The organism is Rhizobium anhuiense bv. trifolii, from assembly GCF_024346605.1.
GTDB classification, from domain to species: Bacteria; Pseudomonadota; Alphaproteobacteria; order Rhizobiales; family Rhizobiaceae; genus Rhizobium; species Rhizobium anhuiense.
Genome location: NZ_CP098801.1, coordinates 242,993 through 262,221, shown reverse-complemented (window position 1 = coordinate 262,221; position 19,229 = coordinate 242,993). Strand labels below are relative to the sequence as shown.

The window sequence follows — 19,229 nt, the reverse complement described above, 5'->3', positions numbered from 1 at the left end:
TCAACACTCTCCTGAAATTGTTTTTTACTTTAGAATCGATTTCTATTTTCAGCAAGCGTGGTGAGGATGGGAGCCCTATAGCGAATACTCCCTGTCTGCCGACGACCCGATCTAGAATTTGTGGAAGCCTATTCCAAAATGGAAACAAACCTTATAGGCTGCATAAAAAAGGAGATCTCAAGTTTGACTGTCGCAGCCGTATCACGGTGCTTGACCCTTTTGGAGGTGCTGGCTGGAGAAGCAGGATCCGTCGAGTTATCCGACCTAGCTGGACGTCTTGATATGCCAGCGAGTGCAGTGCATCGCCTTTTGACTACGCTGATTAGCCACGGTTGGGTCACCCAAGACGCTGCGAGCCAAAACTATGCCCTTTCTCTTCGATTGAGCGCCTTGGCGTTCCGGAACCTTGATGCTCGGAATGTCCCCGACGTGGTCCAATCTGTTCTGAATCGGCTGGCCGCGGAAACGAAAGAATATTGCCGTCTCGCAATCCTGGAAAATGAGGATCTGATATGGGTGGCACGGGCACAAGGTGCGACAGCCGGCCTCCGATATGATCCGGACATGGGACAAGAAATTGTTCTTCACGCAACGGCGAATGGAAAGGCGTGGCTTTCCACTCTGCCCGAAGAACGCGCGTTGGAGATCGTCTATTCTCGCGGTTTCACGGCAAAACGAACGCTTGGTCCCAATTCTGCTCGATCAATTGATGAACTCAGAGTCCGACTGAATGAAACCCGGGAGCGGGGCTTTGCAACCTCTGTCGAAGAGGGTGAAGCTGGCACCGCAGCGGTTGCGGTTCCCTTTCGAACGAGTTCTGACGCTGAAGCACCGGTCGCTGGAACGATCTCCGTTGCGGGACCTCTTATGCGCATAACCGAAGATCGTTGGCCCGACCTCGTCCGTTCTCTCAATAAGGCAGCGGCAGAACTGAGCGATATCTGGCCTCTGCGAGTTCGTCAGCGAACCCTGACGCCACTGATCGTCGCCACCGGCGCAGTCCGGTAGCTGGCGTCTACAGTTTTACCTTGAAGTACAATCACGGCTGGCGTGAATCGCTGCAAAGGATCGCCGAGCTCTGGCATTGCAGACATCATCATATGCCATCACGCAGGAGGCTCTGCGCCTCCCGCGCCCTCGCTAGGGCCGTTTTGTCCACCGGGGGTCGGCTGCGAGGCAAGCTGTTTGGGAGTACATTCCCGTTTAACCTCTGGTCTCTGCCGATATTCACTCTCAGCCTCCAATTATATTGCGGTTCCCGATGTTCTGCACCCGAGACGCACTCAACCCAATTTTTCACTGGATTTGAAAGACTGTTTCGTTTTAGAAATCATTTCCAATTAAGTCTGCAAGTAGAGAGGATTTGCGATGAGCGTAACGCGATGGGAGGACGACGCAACTCTTTGGCACGGTCCGGATTATGGCTCGGAGGCTTTGAAATACCACCCAGACGTCAAATCCGCCGCAGTCGCAGGCCGGATCATCACCTGTGTCGAGATCGTCGATTGGAGCGGTACGGGTACGAAGGATATGCTGATTTCTGCGTGGGACGCATGCTATGACGGTCGCGTCTTCCTGCGTCGCCAGATCGGCACCAATCCTGACGGCACACCCATTCTGGGTGAAGAAGAGCTTGTCGAAGGCGTCCGCGGCTACGTGACGGCCGTCAAGGATGGGGATATCTTCCATCTTGTCTCCGCGTCGCGGCTGCGCAGGCAGATTTATGTGTTTCCCAACGTTGGTAAAAAAGGCGCGCCTGAATTTGGCGATCCCGTCCGCCTCGACCTCAATGCCGACTGGGTTAAGGGTAACGAATATTTCCACATGGCCCGGTTCCACGATATCGATGGTGACGGAGTGCCGGAACTGATTGTCGGTAGCGACTACTGGAATGACTACTGGCCGAACGGTCTGGAATGGAACGACGAAGGTTATCGCGGTTATGACGACGCGGGCCGTTGGCTCGGCGGTCCGCTGCGTGGCTTCCTCTATGCATTCAAGAACAAAGGTTCACTCGCAGCTCCCGTGCTGGAAAAAGGTCATGCACTCGTTGCCGGCGAAACGCCACTTGAGGTCTATGGGCAGCTGGCGCCTGCATTCGGCAAGTTCGGGACTAAGCAGCAACACGTCATCGCAGGCGAGTTCTGGAATATCCTGCATATTGCCCGACAGCGCGAAGACGGAACCTTCGAGCCGACCAGTCTTATCCGCGATGTCGACGACAAGGTTCTGGAACTTCAACAGTGCATCCACCTCCCCTGCGTCGTCGATTGGGATGGCGACGGTCGCGAAGATATCGTTTACGGCGCCGAGGATGGCTACATCAGCTTCCTCAAGAACGTCGGAGATGGCGAAGACGGACTTCCACGTTTCGAGCAGCGCGGCCGCATCGAGACCACGAAGCCATTGATTCACGCGGGTATCCTGCCAAGCCCCGCAGCCTATGACTTCAGCGGTGACGGCCACTACGATCTTGTCGTCGGAAACAGCACAGGCGAACTTCTCTTCTACCAGAGCCGGGAAAAGGACGGGATCATTTATCTCGACAAGGAAGTCATGCTGAAGGGCGGCGACGCTCCGATCCGGCTTGCAGCCGGATTGACGGGCTCTATCCAGGGACCGTCTGAAAAGATGTTCGGCTATTCCTGCCCGACCCTTGCCGATTGGACCGGCAATGGCAGCATGGACATATTGGTCAGCGACGTCACGGGCCGTCACCGGCTATTCCGCAACACCGGCGAAAAGGTCCTGCCGCCACGCTTCGGCGAGGAGGAGTTCCTAACCTTCAAGGGCAAGCTGTTGAAGACGGTCTGGCGGGTTCGGCCGGCAGTCGTCGACTGGCTCAAGGACAACGACCTCCATTATGTTGCATTGGATGAGGACGGAGTCCTCAGCGACTGGAGGAAGGCGTCCGACACGGAACTCGTCGACAAACGTTTCCTACGTTGGGAAGACGGCGAAGCTATTCGCTTTACGGTCGATGTCGGCGGCGGGCGCGGGCGCATAAAGCTGTGCTTCTGCGATTGGGAAGGCACAGGTCGCACGGACCTTATTTTTGGTACCCATGCCCGCGCCTGCGTACCACCGGATCCAACGACCGGCGCGCCACGCAATACAACGAAGCAGGCGGGCCTCTTCTACTCCCGCAATGTCGGAACACCAGAAGAGCCGCGGTTTGCCTTGCCAATCCCCATCAAGCACCGCGACGAGACCATTCAGATGGCGATGCATGTCGCCTCCCCGGAAGTCGTCGATTGGGCCGGCCGTGGGAATCTTGATATCATTGTCGGGATCGAGGACGGCAGCATCGTCTGGCTCAAACGCGAGGAACTGTCGTGGTGAGTAGTGTCAACATTCGAGGCACAACCAGGCTGGTCGGCATCATCGGCGACCCGATCGCCCAAGCCAAGTCGCCGGCGGCGGTCAATCCGCTCTTTGCGGCGCGCGGAGCAGATATCGTATCTGTCCCGCTCCATGTACCCGCAAAGGACCTGACTACCATCTGGGCCGGTCTGAAGGCGATGCCGAACCTCGTGGGGTTCGGCATCACCCTACCTCATAAACAGACAGCGATCGATCTTTGCGACAGTCTCGACCCGGTGGCTACCCGGGTCGGCGCCGTCAATTTCGTCCGGCGTGAACGCGACGGCAGCTTTCGAGGCTACCAGTTCGATGGCAAAGGCTTTGTGCGTGGCCTCCAATCCAAGGGGATCGCGATTGAGGGTCGCGACGCGCTCATCGTCGGAGCCGGTGGTGCTTCGGTCGCTATAGCGTTCGCACTCGTCGAGGCAGGTGCCAACAGTATCACAGTGTCGAATCGTACCTTTGACAAAGCCGAAGCGCTGGCGGAGACGGTGAATGCTGACTTTGGTAGGAAGGTTGCCAAGGCAGGCAAACCCGAGCCGGCAGCAGGCCAGCTCGTCGTCAACGCCACATCGCTCGGTCTTCAGGATACAGACGCGCTCCCGCTTAATCCGGATCTCCTGCAGCCCGGAATGACCTTCGCCGAAGTCATTGCCCAACCCGAGACCACCAGACTTCTCGCACTGGCTGCAGCAAAGGGTGTCGAAACCCATTCCGGCATGCATATGATCACCGGACAAGCCGACCTCACCGTCGACCATATCTGTGAGCTTTGGGCCTAGCTGCCGGCATACCCTACCCGTCAGCATGCCGTTCTCGCGGGCCATCCGGCCTCGCAGGAAATCTCGCATTATCTCACCCGCCGTCCCTCAAACTCAACGACTGGGACGTCGGAGCCAAGGCCGCGACTCTGGCACACGGTCCTCAAAGCCAGCGTTTCGATGAAAGCACCTGGGCTTCGGAACAACGTCGCCAACTATGCGGCCAGTTTGCCTCTCTGCCGCCAGCTCGTTTCTAATCCATTGCAGTGGTCACGGGCATTCCGGTTTCTGCGGATTCGTGGATTGCTAGAGTTGCCGTGAGCGTGCGCAGACCATCTTCACCATCGATCAGTGGCGCTTCTTCATGTCGGATAACGCGGCAGAAATGCTCTAGTTGAGCGATATAAGCCTCGTTCTGCTGAATAACGCGCGATTCACGGGAGATCGGCGATAGCCAGCCTGGTTTTTCCTGGTCGACGTATCGCCAGATAAAAAGGTCTGGAAATTCGAGTGAGCCTTTCGATCCTAGAAAACGAAAAGCATTTTCCCGGCCCTGGTAAATCGCCGGGTTTTCCCCTGTGGCTGAATCCCACGACCAAGGCGCAGGAGTAGCATCGGAGGCAGTAATCGTTCCAACTGCGCCGCTATTGAACTTAAACATGGCGACCACAGTGTCCTCGACCGAATTTCCCCGCCCCTCGCTGGTGACGATCGCAGAGACTGTTTCAATCTCCCCGCAGAGATGTCGAAGCAGGTCGATTTCATGGATCAGATTAATCAGGACGGGGCCTGCGCCTTTTTCCTTCCGCCAGGACACGTCGAAGTAATCGTCTGGCTTTTTGACAGCCCAGAGCACGTTTACCGCGAGCAATCGACCGATGTCACCTTCGATCAGCAGCCTTCGTGCCTCCTTTACCGCTGAGTTATGGCGCCGATGATGCCCGATCAGGATTGGGGTATTCTTTCGCTTCGCAAGGTCAACCAACATCCGAGCGTTAGCGACCGTGTCGGCTATAGGCTTTTCAATCAGAACCGCAACGCCCCGCTCGAGCGCATTCCCGGCTGTCTCAAGATGGAGTTGCGTCGGCGTTGCAATGATCACACCGTCGGGCTTGACGCGATCAAGCAGCTCGTCAACTGACGCAAAGCAGGGGACACCAAGTTCAGCCCCGACTTTCGCAGCAACTGGTCCAGGATCGCTCACGCCGACCAGTTCGCAGCTGGAGTATGAGCCGCAATATTTCGCATGACGATACCCGATCCAACCCACCCCGATCACGCCGATCCGCGGCTTGTCTACACGCTTGTTCATTTCCAGGATGCCTTCCACCGTTGAATGAAGGTTTGTGGGCAGCTTGAAGCGCCGCGGCTGACTATCCAGCACGAGACGAGAGTCATCGCGCCGCCGGACAACTGTTAAGCACCGAACTAGGTATTAGGATCGACCTGTTCAGGGGCTCCCCCGTTTGCCGCCGAACGGTACCCCGCTTCGATGACGGCCAGTGCGCGTTCCGCTTCGAGCAGGCCTGCAACGGGAGGGCGACCATTTGCGAGATCCGCCCAGCTGCGGCGAAGGAAAACCGGGTAATACTCGTCCGTATTGTATTCGATAGTCGTCGAGCTAGCCTTCTCGGTTTCACGCGACTTCGCATAGAACTGGTCAGCGTAACCGCGAATGTAAATTTGACGATGCGAGATCGAGAACGCAAAATCTCGCTGATCCTCGGCCGTGGAGGGATACAAATAGCCAGTCTCGACTACGCTGATCTGTCCTGAACCATTGCGGCAGGTGAACACAGCCTGTTCGTCGACAGTTACATCAGGTCGGTAAATCTGGACTTGGCCTGAGACATGAGTGATCGGGGATTGCGTCAAGTTTGCAATCATGTCGATGAAGTGAACGCCAACGTTCAGCATCGACCCACCTCCCGCGAGCGCCTTGTCAAGCATCCAACCGCATCCGTTTCGCTCATAACGAGCCACCGACCCTACAATAAACCTGAAGGAGAGATGCTGGAATCCTTCCGGCGTGAATCCTGCAGCCGGCGAGAGGCGATCGCCCAGGTCGCTCACGCGCATAATGAGAGGCACGCTTACAAAGACGCCATGTTTCTCAGAAAGTTTGCGGATATGACGAACTTCCTCGAGATTTGCCCCGCATGGCTTCTCTATGAGGAAGGGCTTGCCTTTGGCGATCAGCAGCTCAGCGAGTTCAGCCATGTCGGAATGACGGCTAAATACGAGCGCGAAGTCGAAGTCCTGACTGATGAGCTCATCATTGGAACCATAAAGCTTGCAGTTGAGCAGATCGGAAAAACGATCCCCAGCAAATGAAGCGCTGTCCGAAATGCCGATTACCTCGATACCCGGATCCTTCAGCGCAGGAATGTAGAGCGGAAAATGCCAGTGGCTGACGTCGAATACTGCAATCTTCATCTCGACTCCGTTTATTGCGGGTTTATCAAGGTGAGGAGCCATGATTAAACAGATCAAGTGCGTTGGCCGGTGAAAATCCAGCGATGCGCGAATTGATGTTCTAACCGCCGTTCACCCGGCTCCTTGTGAAACGCCTCTCGCAATGCTATTGGAATAGCGTTCCGATAAACCGAATATCGTGGTACCATGCGCCTTGTCAAATCCCTTCTAGACCGTTGTTTCGACGTCATCACGCTGTTGAGTGAGAACGCCACTGGACTATCGTTGGGCGAAATCAGCCGTCGGCTGGACGTCCCAAAGAGCGCAGCGCATCGCTTGCTCAACAGTCTGTGTGACCTAGGTTGGGCCGAACAGGACCCCGAGAACGGTTTCTACCGGCTTTCATTGCGCCTCGCCGTGATGGGCCAGCGCCTGCTGGCCGGGACAAGAATCCCCGATATCTGCCAACCGATTCTGGACCGATTGGCCAGCAATACCAAGGGACTTGGCAGGATTGCGATCCTGGATCCAGATGGTTTGACGTGGATCGCTCATTCGCAAGGAATGCGGTCCGGCCTGATTTACCAGCCGGAACTCGTTGCAAAGGTCCCGTTGCACACGACCGCCAACGGAAAAGCCTGGCTAGCGACGCTGGATCGGGAGGAGGCGTTGGCCAGGGCCGTTGCCAGTGGGTTGGGACGAACAGACCTGGGCGGTCCGCGTGTTATCATGTCAAAGCAGACATTTTCTGCAGCTTTGGATGAGACTGAAGAACGGGGATGGGCCACAGCGATCGAGGAAGCTGAGCCCGGCGTCGCCGCTGTTGCTGCTGTCATTCGCGTTGGAAGCCAGGTTGTTGGAACGGTGAGCATTGCAGGACCAATCCACCACTTTTCCCCGCTCGTACTCCCACAGTTAGCGGCACAGGTAAAGGCCACTGCCGAGGAACTTTCGCAACTTTGGCCGTATCGGATCGCCTCCCCTAGCCCGCAAACCAACGCTTCGCGGACTTCGCAAGTTGTTGGAAATATTATCTAATTAGCCATTTAATTAATCAGAGTGCCCCGTGCACCACTGAGGCCTGTTGACACCCGCGTTTCTTAATGGAATAACGTTCCGATAGCGATCGGGGAGATCGCGTCAGGATTAGGTGGCCACTTCGGTGGCTGGCAGGAGGAAACAGTTGGCCAGTGTTGAGCTCAAGTCCGTTCGCAAAGCCTACGGCGCCGTACCCGTGCTTCATGGCGTGTCGGTCGACATCAATGAGGGGGAATTTGTAACCCTGGTCGGGCCCTCGGGCTGCGGAAAATCAACTCTGTTGAGGATGATTGCAGGCCTGGAAAACATCTCAGGCGGCGAGATCCAGATTGGCGGGCGCACCGTCAACGATGTTCCTCCCAAGGCCAGAGATATCGCGATGGTCTTCCAGAACTATGCGCTTTATCCGCATATGACCGTTGCGGAAAACATGGGCTTCTCCTTGAAGCTGAAAAAGGCGCCCCGCGAGGAGCGGGCGACGCGCGTTCAACGAGCAGCTGAGATCCTTAGCCTCACGAAACTCCTTGACCGCTACCCTCGCGAACTTTCGGGCGGGCAACGTCAGCGTGTGGCGATGGGCAGAGCGATTGTTCGCGATCCGCAGGTGTTCCTGTTCGATGAGCCCCTTTCGAACCTCGATGCAAAGTTGCGCGTGCAGATGCGCGCTGAGATCAAGGAACTGCATCAGCGGCTCAAAACCACTACCGTTTACGTGACCCATGACCAGGTCGAGGCGATGACTATGGCCGACAAGATCGTTGTCATGCACGACGGTCATGTTGAACAAGTCGGCGCGCCGCTCGAGCTTTATGATTACCCCGCCAACGTCTTCGTCGCCGGTTTCATCGGATCGCCGTCGATGAACTTCCTCAAAGGCAAAGTCGAGCACGGCCGGTTCGTTCTTGAGGACGGGCACATGCTTCCTCTGCCTGCGGGGGTATCCGGTACATCGGAGAAGTTGATTTACGGTGTTCGTCCTGAGCATCTCATTCTCAGTGATGAGGGACTGCCCCTCACCGTCACGGTCGTCGAACCCACAGGGTCTGAAACGCAGATCATCGCCCGGCATGGCTCTCAGACCATTGTCTGCATCTTCCGTGATCGAGTTTTGCCGAAGGTCGGCGAGACCATCACCGTAGCCCCTGATCTTTCACGCGTTCATCTCTTCAGCGAGAGCACCGGCCGTCGCCTGTCCTGAGCAGGCAACGCCCTCAACTCTGCCCGAGACGCCCACACGGGATTGGAAATCGAATGTCGACACCTCCGCTCCAAGTCAGCACCAACCAAAGCGGGACGAACCTCGCGAGCGACGTCGTGGATACCACTGACAGCGCAAACCGCTTTAGTTGGGCTCCATTTCTGTGGTTTACCCCCGCAATCTTGATCCTGTTTCTTGTAACACTCTATCCGACGATCTTCGTGATATGGTTGAGCTTCCAGAAAACGAAATACTACGATCTCGTTGGCTTTGCGGGTCTCGCCAATTACGTCGAAGTTCTGAACTCGTCCGAGTTCTGGGACACGACGGCAATTTCCCTGACCTATGTCGGCGGATCTCTAGCGGGTGCCACAATACTTGGAATGGCCTCAGCGCTGGTTTTGAACCGGGCGGGCGTGACAGGTTCCGCACTGCGCGTTTTCATCCTTTTTCCCTGGACGCTGTCCATGTCGGTCGTCGGCAGCATCTGGCTTTGGCTCCTCAACCCCTCGTTTGGGCCCATACCATATGTAATCCAAAAGCTGGGTATCGATCCCGGACTTATGTTGGGGGATCCGGGAATGGCATTGCCCCTCCTCATAATCGTCACAGCTTGGTGGTCGTTCCCATATGTGATGGTGATGGCGACAGCAGCCATGCAATCCATTCCGAAAGAACTCTACGAAGCGGTAGAGATCGATGGAGGGGGCGCGTTCGTGAAGTTCCGTTACGTCACGTTCACCGAAATCCTTCCGACCCTGGGCAGCACTGCGCTGACTCTCTCCATCATGTACCTGACCTTGATGACGCTGATCATTGTCATGACTGGCGGGGGACCACTGGGATCGACGACCACGCTGAGTTTCGAAGCGTTTCGTGGAACCGTTCAGGCGGTCAACATTGGGCCGACTGCTGTCGTCTCGATCGTCGTCCTCATTATCAATGTCGCCCTTGGTGCTCTTTACACCCGGCTAACCGGCCGCGTTACCGGATAGGATTTTCTGATATGAGTAGCGCTCTCTCGAATCGCACAAGCGGACAGATGCCCGCGATCATGGGATCCTTGGTCATCGGGATTATTGTTCTCGGGCCGGTACTTTGGGCCTTTGCGACATCTTTCAAGACAGAAGTAGAAGCGGTGGTTGTGCCCCCGACCCTATGGCCCAATTCACCCACTCTGGAGAACTACGCCAAGGTCTTCCATGACCCGGCTTTCTTGACCGACCTTTGGAACTCTGTTGCCTACTCCGTCGGTGCCGTGATCATAGCTCTCCTCGTCGGAATTCCTGGAGGCTATGCCGCTGCTCGCTTTTCTTTCAGAGGCAAAAGAACTTTGATGCTGGTGATACTTGGAACCTCGATGGTGCCAGGAGTCGCTTTGCTGGTTCCCACGTATTACTTGCTGGAAACCGTTGGTTTGCTCAACAGCGGCATCGTGGTGACGATCATCCTTTGCGCGCGGATTATCCCACAGACTGTATGGTTCATCGCGAATTTCGTCGAAGCCGTTCCGATTGAGATCGAGGATTCCGCCATGATTGATGGCGCATCCCGGTTCCAAATTATCTGGGCTCTGATTTTACCGCTGATACGTCCGGGCATAGCGGCCGTCGCGACGATCGGCATTGTGACCACCTGGAACGACTACATCACGGTGGCAGTGTTCGCGCCCGAGGTAGCAAAACGGACCCTGCAGGTCGCTCTTGTCAATCAGGTTTTCGACGCTGTCGGCATTTCGTGGTCCTACATGATGGCCTTTGTGATGGTCGCATCATCACCGGTTATCCTCATGTTCGGCTTCGTTCAGAAGTGGTTCATCTCCGGCCTCACGGCAGGCGCCGTCAAAGGCTGATGACGTACACAAAACATCCACACACTTTGTTCAACCTGGGAGGAAGATACATGCAAATCACATCAAAACGCCACCTCATCAAAGCGGTGGCAGCGCTCGGAATCAGTACCGCCGCCCTGACTTTCCTTGCTCCGCAAGCCTTTGCCCAAAGCACGGAAATCATCTACCAGACGTTCCTGGATCCAAACAATTCAAAGGATCCCAGGTCTGCCGCTCAGACGAAAATGATCGAGGCATTTCAGTCAAAAAATCCTAACATCACGGTCAAACTTCTAGTCGATCCGACCGGAGGAGCCGCCGCACGCGCCATCAAGTCGGGCGCCCAGACACCAGACGTGATCCGTGTCGTCGGCTTTGCGGTTTCGGAATTCGCTGCCACTGGAAATCTTCTCCAGCTCGATGATTTGGTGAAGAAGGACGGCATTCCGGATGAAGATTGGCTCCTGCCGCTTTCCGGCACGAAGGTTGGCGGAAAGCTTTATGCCCTCCCCCAAGACTTCCGTATTCCGATCCTCTTCTATCGCAAGAGCATGTTGGAGAAGGCCGGAGTAAAGCCGCCAACGACCTGGGATGAAGTGTGTGCACTTGGAGCCAAGTTCGGCCAGTCGGACACGATCACGTTCGCCGTTCCACTCGGAGCGACCGGCGGGCTTGGTGGCGCTCAGAGCCTCGGAGAATTCTTCCTGAGTACGATGCTACCTGGAAACGGTGGTCAGTACTTCACCTCTGAAGGCAAGATCGCGTTTTCTAAAGAATCGTTCATCAAGGCCGCACAAACGATCAAAGACTTCTACACGAAGTGCAATGTAACTCCGCTGCGAAGCGCACAGATGGGGTTTAACGAGTTGCACGATGCGCTCCGGTCGGGCAGTGCAGCGACGGCAGTGTTTGGCGTTTATCGCTACAAGACGGTGAAGAACCAGGGCGGCGGTGATGACCTGGCCTGGGCTCCGGCGCCGGGGTACACGGCAAACGACAAGCAGACGGTCTACAGCTACAATATTGCGATCAACAAGAAGACCGCCAACCAGGATGCCGCATGGACATTCGTGAAGTTCATGGTGTCTCCGGAGGCGCAAGCTTTCGCTGCCGAGGGCGGGGAGGTTGTTTCGCGGAAATCGGCATACACCGCACCATACTTCCAGACCGACGCCGGTAAGGATCAAAAGCAGTGGGCTGATCTGGTAGGCCAGCGTGGCCAAACCGTGACCTACACCCCCATCCTCTCCACGTATCACACCATTTTGGGGGAGGCTTTCCAAAGAATGATCCTGAAAGACGGATCGCCGGCAGATGCCTACGATGAGCTGATCAAGCGGTATGACGAGGCACTCGCAAAGGCGCAGTAATAAGCTCGACTTGAAGTAAGACGCTGGATGGGTCCGGCCTGTTCGATCCATCCAGCCCCTGTCACCACACGGCCATCCATGAACGTCGTTAAAATGGCGACACTCGAATGGTGGTCTCGGTTTCCGAGCTCTCGCTTTTCTCCGATCGAAAAGCGGACGGCATCGTTGCGCCCATGCGACCGTAGATCGTGCGCGATCTTGCCTGGACCGAGCCACACGCGAACAAAGAGAGGCACCCGATGAGATATCGTTACCTTGGGAGAACCGGAGTTCAGGTCAGCGAGTACATGCTGGGAACCATGAGCTATGGATCAGATGGGAATACCGACAAAAAAGAGTGCATGGACATCGTGCACTGTGCCTTGGACCGCGGCATCAACTTCATCGACACTGCCGACACTTATTCCCACGGAGAGGCCGAGGAGATCGTCGGCAAAGCGATTACAGGCCGTCGGGACAAGGTGGTGCTTGCAACCAAGTTTCGTCTGGCGGCCGGTGAGGGACGCAACGAACAGGGCGGGTCCCGCTACTGGATTATGAAGCAGGTTGAAAACAGCCTGCGACGGCTGAACACTGATCATATTGATCTCTATCAGTTGCATCGGCCCGACCCTGAGACGGATCTGGAAGAAACACTTGGCGCCCTCAGCGACCTTGTGGCCCAAGGCAAGGTTCGCTACATCGGCTGCTCGACACTGCCGAGCTGGTATCTGGCAGAGACTCAATCGGTGAGTCGATTGAACAAGACGGCGCGATTTGTCAATGAAAGCTCGCCCTACTCCATTTTTCAACGGGCGGTGGAGAGGGAGACGCTCCCTGCCATTCAACACTACCGTATGGGTTTCACCGCTTGGAGCCCGCTAAATGGCGGTTGGCTGACTGGCAAGTACAAGGGCAACGGCTCGGTGCCGTCAGGATCCAGAGCCGAGCGCGTAAAAGGACAGTGGGGACAGCACTACCCAATTCTGCAAACGCGATTCGACATGCAGCGCGAGGGTAACAGGCGCAAACTGGAACTGCTTCCAGAACTTGAGCGCGTTGCGACCGACGCGGGTTTGTCCCTTATGCACATGGCTCAGTCGTTCCCACTTGCGCACGCCGCAGTGACGTCTGTGATCCTCGGCCCTCGAACGCTTGAGCAGTTCAAGAGCATGGAAGCGGGTTTTGAGACTGTTCTCCAGTCCGCGACGCTTGACCAAATTGACGCGCGTGTTCCGCCGGGATCACTCATCGAAGAAGCCGACCGTGGCTATGTTTCTCCGTGGCTCGCGCCAGAGGTTCGTCGCCATCTCGGGAAGGCCGCCTGAGTGAAAACCGACTGCGACCGGGCTTCGGTGTCAGAGAAAAAGGTCTTGCCAATCGACCGAACCGATCCTGACGCCGTTACCGCGACCGAGCCATGGTCACAGAACCATTCATATTCAAACATTCAGAGGGGCCGATGACAGACATTGTCTTCAACCACGCCACCGTGCGCGAGCGAGCGGATATGTTGACCTTTCTTCGGCTTTGCTCCGAGCGGGGGCTCCAGACCGTTTCCATCTGGGGAGACGAAATTGCCAAGGTCGGTGAGACAGACGCTCTTTCTGTCTTAAATGATTTCGGGATGACAGTCTCAGGCTATAATCGGGTCGGGCCATTAGCGGCGGATGCACTTGACCGGGCTGAGGCAGAGCTTGAGCGGGCCGCCAGATTCAAAGCTGACCATGTTTTTCTGTTTACAGGAGGCTTGCGTGAGAATGAAAAGGATTTGAGTTGCGCAAGACGGCGGATCGAGGATCTGGTTGGCAGTGTCCTTGAGCGCGCACGCAATATTGGTGTGAAGTTGGCCATCGAGCCGCTTCATCCTATGCTTACAGGCGACCGCACGGTCATCTCCAGTCTCTCCCATGCAAATTCTTTGTGCGAAGCGTTAGGGCCGGGCATCGGCGTGGTCGTCGATGTTTATCATTGCTGGTGGGACGAGCGACTGGCGGCCGAAATCGAGGGTGCGGGCAGGGCTGGCCGGCTCTTCGGTTTTCATGTCAACGATTGGCTGATTCCTACGCGCCACCTTCTGACCGATCGAGGCATGATGGGGGATGGGATCATAGATCTGCGCGGCATCCACTCGATGATGCGAGATGCCGGCTACGATGGCGCGGTGGAGGTAGAGATCTTCTCCACCGACTGGTGGGCTCGCGACCCTGCAGAGGTGATGGACATTGCGCTCGATCGCTGCCGTGGCTTGTTCAGCAAGGAATAAAACTATGCGAGTGAGTATTCCCAACCTTGATGGCAACTCGCGTGTCTACGCTGTGTTTGGCGATCCAATCCACCAGGTCCAGACGCCGCGCCTGATCAACCCGATCTTTGCCGCCGCCGAAGTTAACATCTACGCCGTGCCATTCCTGATTAGCGCAGAACATTTCACGGCGGCGTGGGATACATTCTCCGCCATTCCCAACCTCTGCGGTATCAGCACCACAATCCCTCACAAAGTGGCCGCGGCAAAGCGTTGCTCGACCCTCACGCCGACAGCGAAGGCAGTCGGTGCCGTCAACTGCATCCAGCGTGGGGAGGACGGACAGATGAACGGCGCGCTCTTTGATGGTGTGGGCTTCGTGGAAGGACTTGGACAGGCGAAATCGCGCCTGCGCGGCGCCCGCGCGCTAATTGTGGGAGCAGGCGGAGCAGGTCGCGCGATAGCATTTGCGCTCGCTGAGGAAGGCGTAGGGAAGATCGATCTGATGGATCTCTCGCCTGAATCCGTCGCTTTCACATCGGATATGGTCAATTCCTACCGCGGTGAAGAATGCGCAAGAGCTGCCGATGGATCGGCTGGGTGGGACTACGATATCGTCATCAACGCCTCTCCGATCGGCGTGAAGGGAGACAGCATATTCCCTATGCCTGCCGCAGCAATACGGCCCGAAATGCTCATCGCCGATATCGCCAGCTTAAGAAGCGAGACGCCCCTACTGCGCGCTGCCAAGGGAGCCGGCGCAACGGTGTCTGATGGGAATGACATGCTGCTCGCGCAGATCCGCTTGATGGCAGGTTTCGCGGCAGGCCTGCCGGCAGGAACTGCGCTCTAACAGTCAAGAAAACAGCGAAAGATTATATCATGAATGTCAAAGCCCAGGGGATCGTCCCCGTTATGCTTACTCCATTCACCCCGGATAACCGGATCGATTGGAAAGGCCTCGAGCGACTTGTGGAGTGGTATATCGCCAATGGTGCCGATACGCTCTTCGCTGTCTGCCAGTCGAGCGAGATGCAGAAGTTGTCCCTGGCAGAGCGAGTTGAGCTTTCCAAGAAGGTTGTCTCGTTGGCGGCCGGGCGCCTGCCGGTGATCTCATCTGGGCACATCAGTGAGAGCCGCGATGACCAGCGCGCCGAACTGGTAGCGATGGCTGAGACAGGCATCGACGCACTTGTCTTGGTGAGCAACAGGCTGGACACAAGCAATGCCGGAACCGAGGCTTTTCGTTCCAGCCTGGATGCCATTTTGAGTTGGCTCCCGAGCGACCTTGCTCTCGGTCTCTACGAATGCCCGGCTCCCTATCGCCGTCTTTTAAGCGACGACGAGTTCAAGCTGTGCCGCGACACCGGCCGCTTTGTAACGCTGAAGGATGTTTCCTGCGACCTCGAAACGGTAAAGCGACGGGTCGAGCTCTCAGGTGATTCCGGTTTTGCGATCGTCAACGCCAACGCAGCCATCGCCGCAGCCGCTATGCGCGCAGGTTCGAAGGGCTTTTCTGGCGTCTTCACCAATGTTCACCCCGACCTGTATGCTTGGCTTTTCAGGCATGCGTCAGACGACAGCGATCTGCGCCGCGAACTTGAAATCTTCCTGGCACTATCAGCGATGGCAGAGCCGATGGGCTATCCGGGTCTTGCCAAGGTTTGGCACAAGCGCCTTGGCACGTTTGAGAGCGTCCATTCGCGTGTCACAGATTATGACATTGCCGAGCGGCATTGGGCCGTGATGGATCTGCTCGACCATATCCAGCAAGGGACCGCAGAATTTCGCGAGCGGATCAAGCAGGTGGTCTAGCAAGCAGTCACGGTCGGAAAGGGCGGGGTAAAGGGACCACGCCCTCAAGAACGGGAAATATCCCGTGAGCCCGCCGCCGTCCAATACGGTCATCGTCCACGATCCCGAAACTGTCATTTAAGAGCTACGCTTTTCAGATGACCCGAGAGGCAGAATGACTCCCATGCTAGCCAGAGCCGATATAATTGCGTTGGCTCATCAACTTAGCAGCCTTCGTCATGACGGAAGCCGGGTCCTAACAGATCAGCTTGTGTCTGTGCCTTTGGTGTATCAGGACGCAATGGAAGTGCAGAGCCAGTTGTCGAAGCTTGAAGGGGTAAACACCTCGGCTTGGAAAGTGGCAAAGTCGTCCGATGGTACCCCGGTCGCCGCACCAGTTCATCCCTACTTGGATGATCCGTCAGATCCGATAATCGCTTGGCGAAAAGGCATGAAAATCGAGGTGGAGATTGCGGTGAAGCTTCGCCAGGATCTTCCTGTTCGAACGGATAGGGCCTACGATCGAGACGACGTTGAGGCCGCAATTTCTGAGGCTTATCTTGGCGCAGAGCTGGTTTGGAGCGGCATTTCGGAAGGCGGCAGTATTTCCTTCCTCGCCTTTCTCGCGGATCGCCTTGGGAACATGGGCTATGTCAGAGGGCCGGCGCTTCCGTTGGCAGTCCTTGAGCCTGGTTCGACTTTCCCCCTTCGGCTTCTGCTGAACAACCAGGTCGCCTTTGACGCTGCTGGACAACATCCGACGAAAGACGCGCTTACCTGGCTCTGTGACTACGCCAACAATCCATTCAGGCCTGCCGCGGCACTTAGAGCAGGTTCGATCGTCACGACGGGTAGCTTGTGTGGCGCAATCGAAATTACAGATCCCGGCGACGTGTCGATCAACCTCGGCGAACAGGTTCTACTAAATTTCGCGGTTCGATCTCTTTAGGTGCGGGATTTGGCGCCATCGAACTGACCCATCACGGGCGCTTTTCGGGCGAGCACCACGAGAGTTGCCGAGAGGAGGGCGACTGCAAGTCTTCTACGCTAACGACCCTTTCCGCTCGGGACCGTCGATCGCCCAGATCTCAACTTTAATTTTGCGACGACCGTTCGGCGCTTCTGAAACCAGACCATGACCAACAATACAGACCGCCAAGGCGGCAGGGAGACATCAATGATTATCAATACCTTTTCCTATCTCTGGAAATCCACTGCGATCGAAGCGATGTCTGAACTCATCGGCCACGGCTTCAAGGTATTTGAAGTGCCTGTGAGTTCCCCACACTGCTGGCCGGACGAGATGTCGACAGGCATGCGATCGGAAGCGAGGAAGCAACTGCAGGACCACGGGGCGAGTGTCAGATCACTGAATGCTGGCGGATACGATATCAATCTCGCCAGCCCCGCGGCGAATATGCGGCGCAAGAGCTCGGACCATATCAAAGATGTCATCCATCTTGCGGTCGACTGGGGGGTAACCGACGTTGTTATCTCTCCAGGAACGCGACGCCCGATGATTTCCCCCTCCATCCCACAAACTTTTGGCTGGCTATATGAAAGTCTTGACGTGCTTCTGCCGGTTGCGAAGCAAGCCGGCGTACGGCTGCTCATGGAGAATACCCCATATTGCTTCAGGCCGACGATCGGTGAACTGGTGGGTGTCGTCGAGGAGATCAAAAGCGAAAACCTCAGCATCGTTTATGACGTCGCGAACGCGGCTTATATAAGCGAAGATCCGGTAGCCAGTCTTCTATCGCATCACAAGCATATAGGTCTCGTGCATATCTCGGATACGGGGACGGACGTGTGGGGTCACGACCCCATCGGTACGGGGATCATAGACTTTGAGGGTCTGGGTCGTGCCATTGATTCAGTCTTCAGTATCGACCGCGTGGTTCTCGAGATCATTCGCGAGCAAGAGCCGCTGTTGGAAATTCAAAAAGGCCTGCAGGAGCTCAAAAAAAGGGGCTGGACCATTGGGTGATGAAGCCCCAGTGGAACTCACTCTGCGTATGCATGGACGTACCGCGACGCTCTGTTCGTGAGGATTGGCAGAGATAGTCCAAAGAGAGGCGGAGACACGGTGCGCATACATTAGAATAAAGTTGCGATTTGGAATTCAATTCCATATCTTAAACCCGGCGGAAAATTGGAGAAAGCAGCTATGAGAGTTTTAGTGAGCGGGGGAAGTCGTGGGATTGGCGCCGCAGTTTGTATCCGTATCGCCGAAGCCGCCGTATCGAGAGGCGAGCGTGCTCAAATCGCAGTGTGTGGCCTTGCGTCATCTGAGCCCCAAGAGGAAGTTGCACGTTCGGTGCGTGCGCTGGGAGGCGATGCCATTGCGTTGTCAGGCGACTTGAGCAACGTTGATGTAGCTGCAAACCTAGTAGAGGCAGCGGTATCGGAATTCGGCGGTCTTGACGCTCTTGTAGCGAATGCCGGCGTAGCAAGCCCAGGAAGCATCTGTGATTTGTCCGTCGCCGAGTGGGACAAGATGTTCGAAGTTAACCTTCGCGGTGCATGGCTTCTGGCTAAACATTCCTACCCGCATTTAAAACAGAGCCGAGGCGCGGCATGCTTCACATCTTCAATGTCTGGACAAATGCCCCATGCCGGATCAGGTGCATATAGCCCGACGAAAGCGGCTCTGACGATGCTTGCGAAAACGCTCGCCTTGGAATGGGCGCCAGACGGCATTCGTGCAAACATCGTTTCGCCGGGAATGACCCACACGCCGATGACTGAAAAAATGTACGCCGATCCAGCGATCAAGAAGGCAAGAGAGGATTTGATCCCGCTTTCGAGGATCGGCGACCCAAGAGACATTGCGAATGCCATTGAGTTCTTGATCAGTCCACTTGCGGGTTTCATAACCGGTCAGGACCTCTGCGTCGACGGCGGCTTCTCACAGTCAATCTTAAGCCATATACCTGGGCGGCCGATTTCAAAATAGTCGTAGCCAAAGTAGATCCAGTCGCTCGCCTAACTGGTACGCCAACAATAGAACTAAATTTACTCACTTTAACGACGTTCCCACGATCATAGAGATTGTGATCGTGGGAACATCGGCGACTCAATTTGATTTTTCTTTGATGTTCTGACCATATTCAGCGCTATTCAAGCCATGAAATACTAGTGCCTTACGACTTCAGAACGCAAAAACGCTGTATCGGTGCCTTTATGCTTTGCAAATTGAGGAACGAAAACGGGCAACTCGGTCGGTATTTCAGGC

17 protein-coding genes are annotated in these 19,229 nt (G+C 56.0%); 15 read left to right on the top strand and 2 right to left on the bottom strand.

From position 1 onward, the window contains the following. The first annotated feature begins 138 nt into the window (after positions 1-138). From NE851_RS01260 to NE851_RS01250, 3 genes are all read left to right on the top strand, one after another. On the top strand, positions 139-1,008 hold the full coding sequence (locus NE851_RS01260; RefSeq protein ID WP_246721398.1) for an IclR family transcriptional regulator: 870 nt from the start codon (positions 139-141) through the stop codon (positions 1,006-1,008). Between the two features lie 648 nt (positions 1,009-1,656). Then, on the top strand, positions 1,657-3,342 hold the full coding sequence (locus tag NE851_RS01255; RefSeq protein WP_254955808.1) for an FG-GAP repeat domain-containing protein: 1,686 nt from the start codon (positions 1,657-1,659) through the stop codon (positions 3,340-3,342). Beyond that, positions 3,339-4,145: a shikimate dehydrogenase family protein gene (locus NE851_RS01250; protein ID WP_254955799.1), complete on the top strand. Its 807-nt coding sequence runs from the start codon at positions 3,339-3,341 to the stop codon at positions 4,143-4,145. The genes NE851_RS01255 and NE851_RS01250 overlap by 4 nt, the downstream gene beginning before the upstream one ends. A gap of 232 nt (positions 4,146-4,377) precedes the next feature. Here NE851_RS01250 and NE851_RS01245 read toward each other — a convergent pair whose 3' ends face one another. Both NE851_RS01245 and NE851_RS01240 read right to left on the bottom strand, forming a co-directional pair. After that, positions 4,378-5,508, bottom strand: a complete 1,131-nt coding sequence (locus NE851_RS01245) for a Gfo/Idh/MocA family protein (RefSeq protein WP_183909672.1) — start codon at positions 5,506-5,508, stop codon at positions 4,378-4,380. A 44-nt stretch (positions 5,509-5,552) separates the two neighbouring features. Continuing rightward, complete coding sequence (locus NE851_RS01240; RefSeq protein ID WP_183906520.1) at positions 5,553-6,560, bottom strand: Gfo/Idh/MocA family protein; 1,008 nt, start codon at positions 6,558-6,560, stop codon at positions 5,553-5,555. Between the two features lie 186 nt (positions 6,561-6,746). On the opposite strand from NE851_RS01240, the gene NE851_RS01235 reads away from it, so the two are divergent. From NE851_RS01235 to NE851_RS01180, 12 genes are all read left to right on the top strand, one after another. Then, positions 6,747-7,577, top strand: coding sequence for an IclR family transcriptional regulator (locus NE851_RS01235; protein ID WP_183909674.1), 831 nt, complete (start codon positions 6,747-6,749; stop codon positions 7,575-7,577). A 145-nt stretch (positions 7,578-7,722) separates the two neighbouring features. Then, positions 7,723-8,775 carry an ABC transporter ATP-binding protein gene (locus NE851_RS01230; RefSeq protein WP_183906522.1) on the top strand — a complete coding sequence of 351 codons (1,053 nt, stop codon included), beginning with the start codon at positions 7,723-7,725 and terminating at the stop codon, positions 8,773-8,775. 53 nt (positions 8,776-8,828) lie between these two features. Beyond that, on the top strand, positions 8,829-9,770 hold the full coding sequence (locus NE851_RS01225) for a carbohydrate ABC transporter permease (RefSeq protein WP_183906523.1): 942 nt from the start codon (positions 8,829-8,831) through the stop codon (positions 9,768-9,770). An 11-nt stretch (positions 9,771-9,781) separates the two neighbouring features. Further along, positions 9,782-10,627 (top strand): carbohydrate ABC transporter permease, encoded by an 846-nt coding sequence (locus NE851_RS01220; RefSeq protein WP_183906524.1) that lies wholly within the window; start codon positions 9,782-9,784, stop codon positions 10,625-10,627. Positions 10,628-10,677: 50 nt separating this feature from the next. Next, complete coding sequence (locus NE851_RS01215; RefSeq protein ID WP_183909676.1) at positions 10,678-11,976, top strand: ABC transporter substrate-binding protein; 1,299 nt, start codon at positions 10,678-10,680, stop codon at positions 11,974-11,976. Positions 11,977-12,215: 239 nt separating this feature from the next. Beyond that, a complete protein-coding gene (locus tag NE851_RS01210) occupies positions 12,216-13,283 on the top strand; it encodes an aldo/keto reductase (protein ID WP_254955789.1) in 1,068 nt (355 codons plus the stop codon). Positions 13,284-13,417: 134 nt separating this feature from the next. Further along, on the top strand, positions 13,418-14,221 hold the full coding sequence (locus tag NE851_RS01205; RefSeq protein ID WP_183906527.1) for a sugar phosphate isomerase/epimerase family protein: 804 nt from the start codon (positions 13,418-13,420) through the stop codon (positions 14,219-14,221). Between the two features lie 4 nt (positions 14,222-14,225). Continuing rightward, positions 14,226-15,053 carry a shikimate dehydrogenase family protein gene (locus tag NE851_RS01200; RefSeq protein WP_183906528.1) on the top strand — a complete coding sequence of 276 codons (828 nt, stop codon included), beginning with the start codon at positions 14,226-14,228 and terminating at the stop codon, positions 15,051-15,053. A 29-nt stretch (positions 15,054-15,082) separates the two neighbouring features. Beyond that, on the top strand, positions 15,083-16,015 hold the full coding sequence (locus NE851_RS01195; protein ID WP_254955784.1) for a dihydrodipicolinate synthase family protein: 933 nt from the start codon (positions 15,083-15,085) through the stop codon (positions 16,013-16,015). Between the two features lie 280 nt (positions 16,016-16,295). After that, the gene (locus NE851_RS01190) at positions 16,296-16,943 is read left to right on the top strand and encodes a 2-keto-4-pentenoate hydratase (RefSeq protein ID WP_254955782.1); all 648 of its coding nucleotides are present in this window, start codon (positions 16,296-16,298) and stop codon (positions 16,941-16,943) included. 228 nt (positions 16,944-17,171) lie between these two features. After that, positions 17,172-17,981, top strand: a complete 810-nt coding sequence (locus NE851_RS01185; protein WP_254955780.1) for a sugar phosphate isomerase/epimerase family protein — start codon at positions 17,172-17,174, stop codon at positions 17,979-17,981. 180 nt (positions 17,982-18,161) lie between these two features. Beyond that, a complete protein-coding gene (locus NE851_RS01180; protein WP_254955778.1) occupies positions 18,162-18,950 on the top strand; it encodes an SDR family NAD(P)-dependent oxidoreductase in 789 nt (262 codons plus the stop codon). Positions 18,951-19,229: the final 279 nt, after the last annotated feature.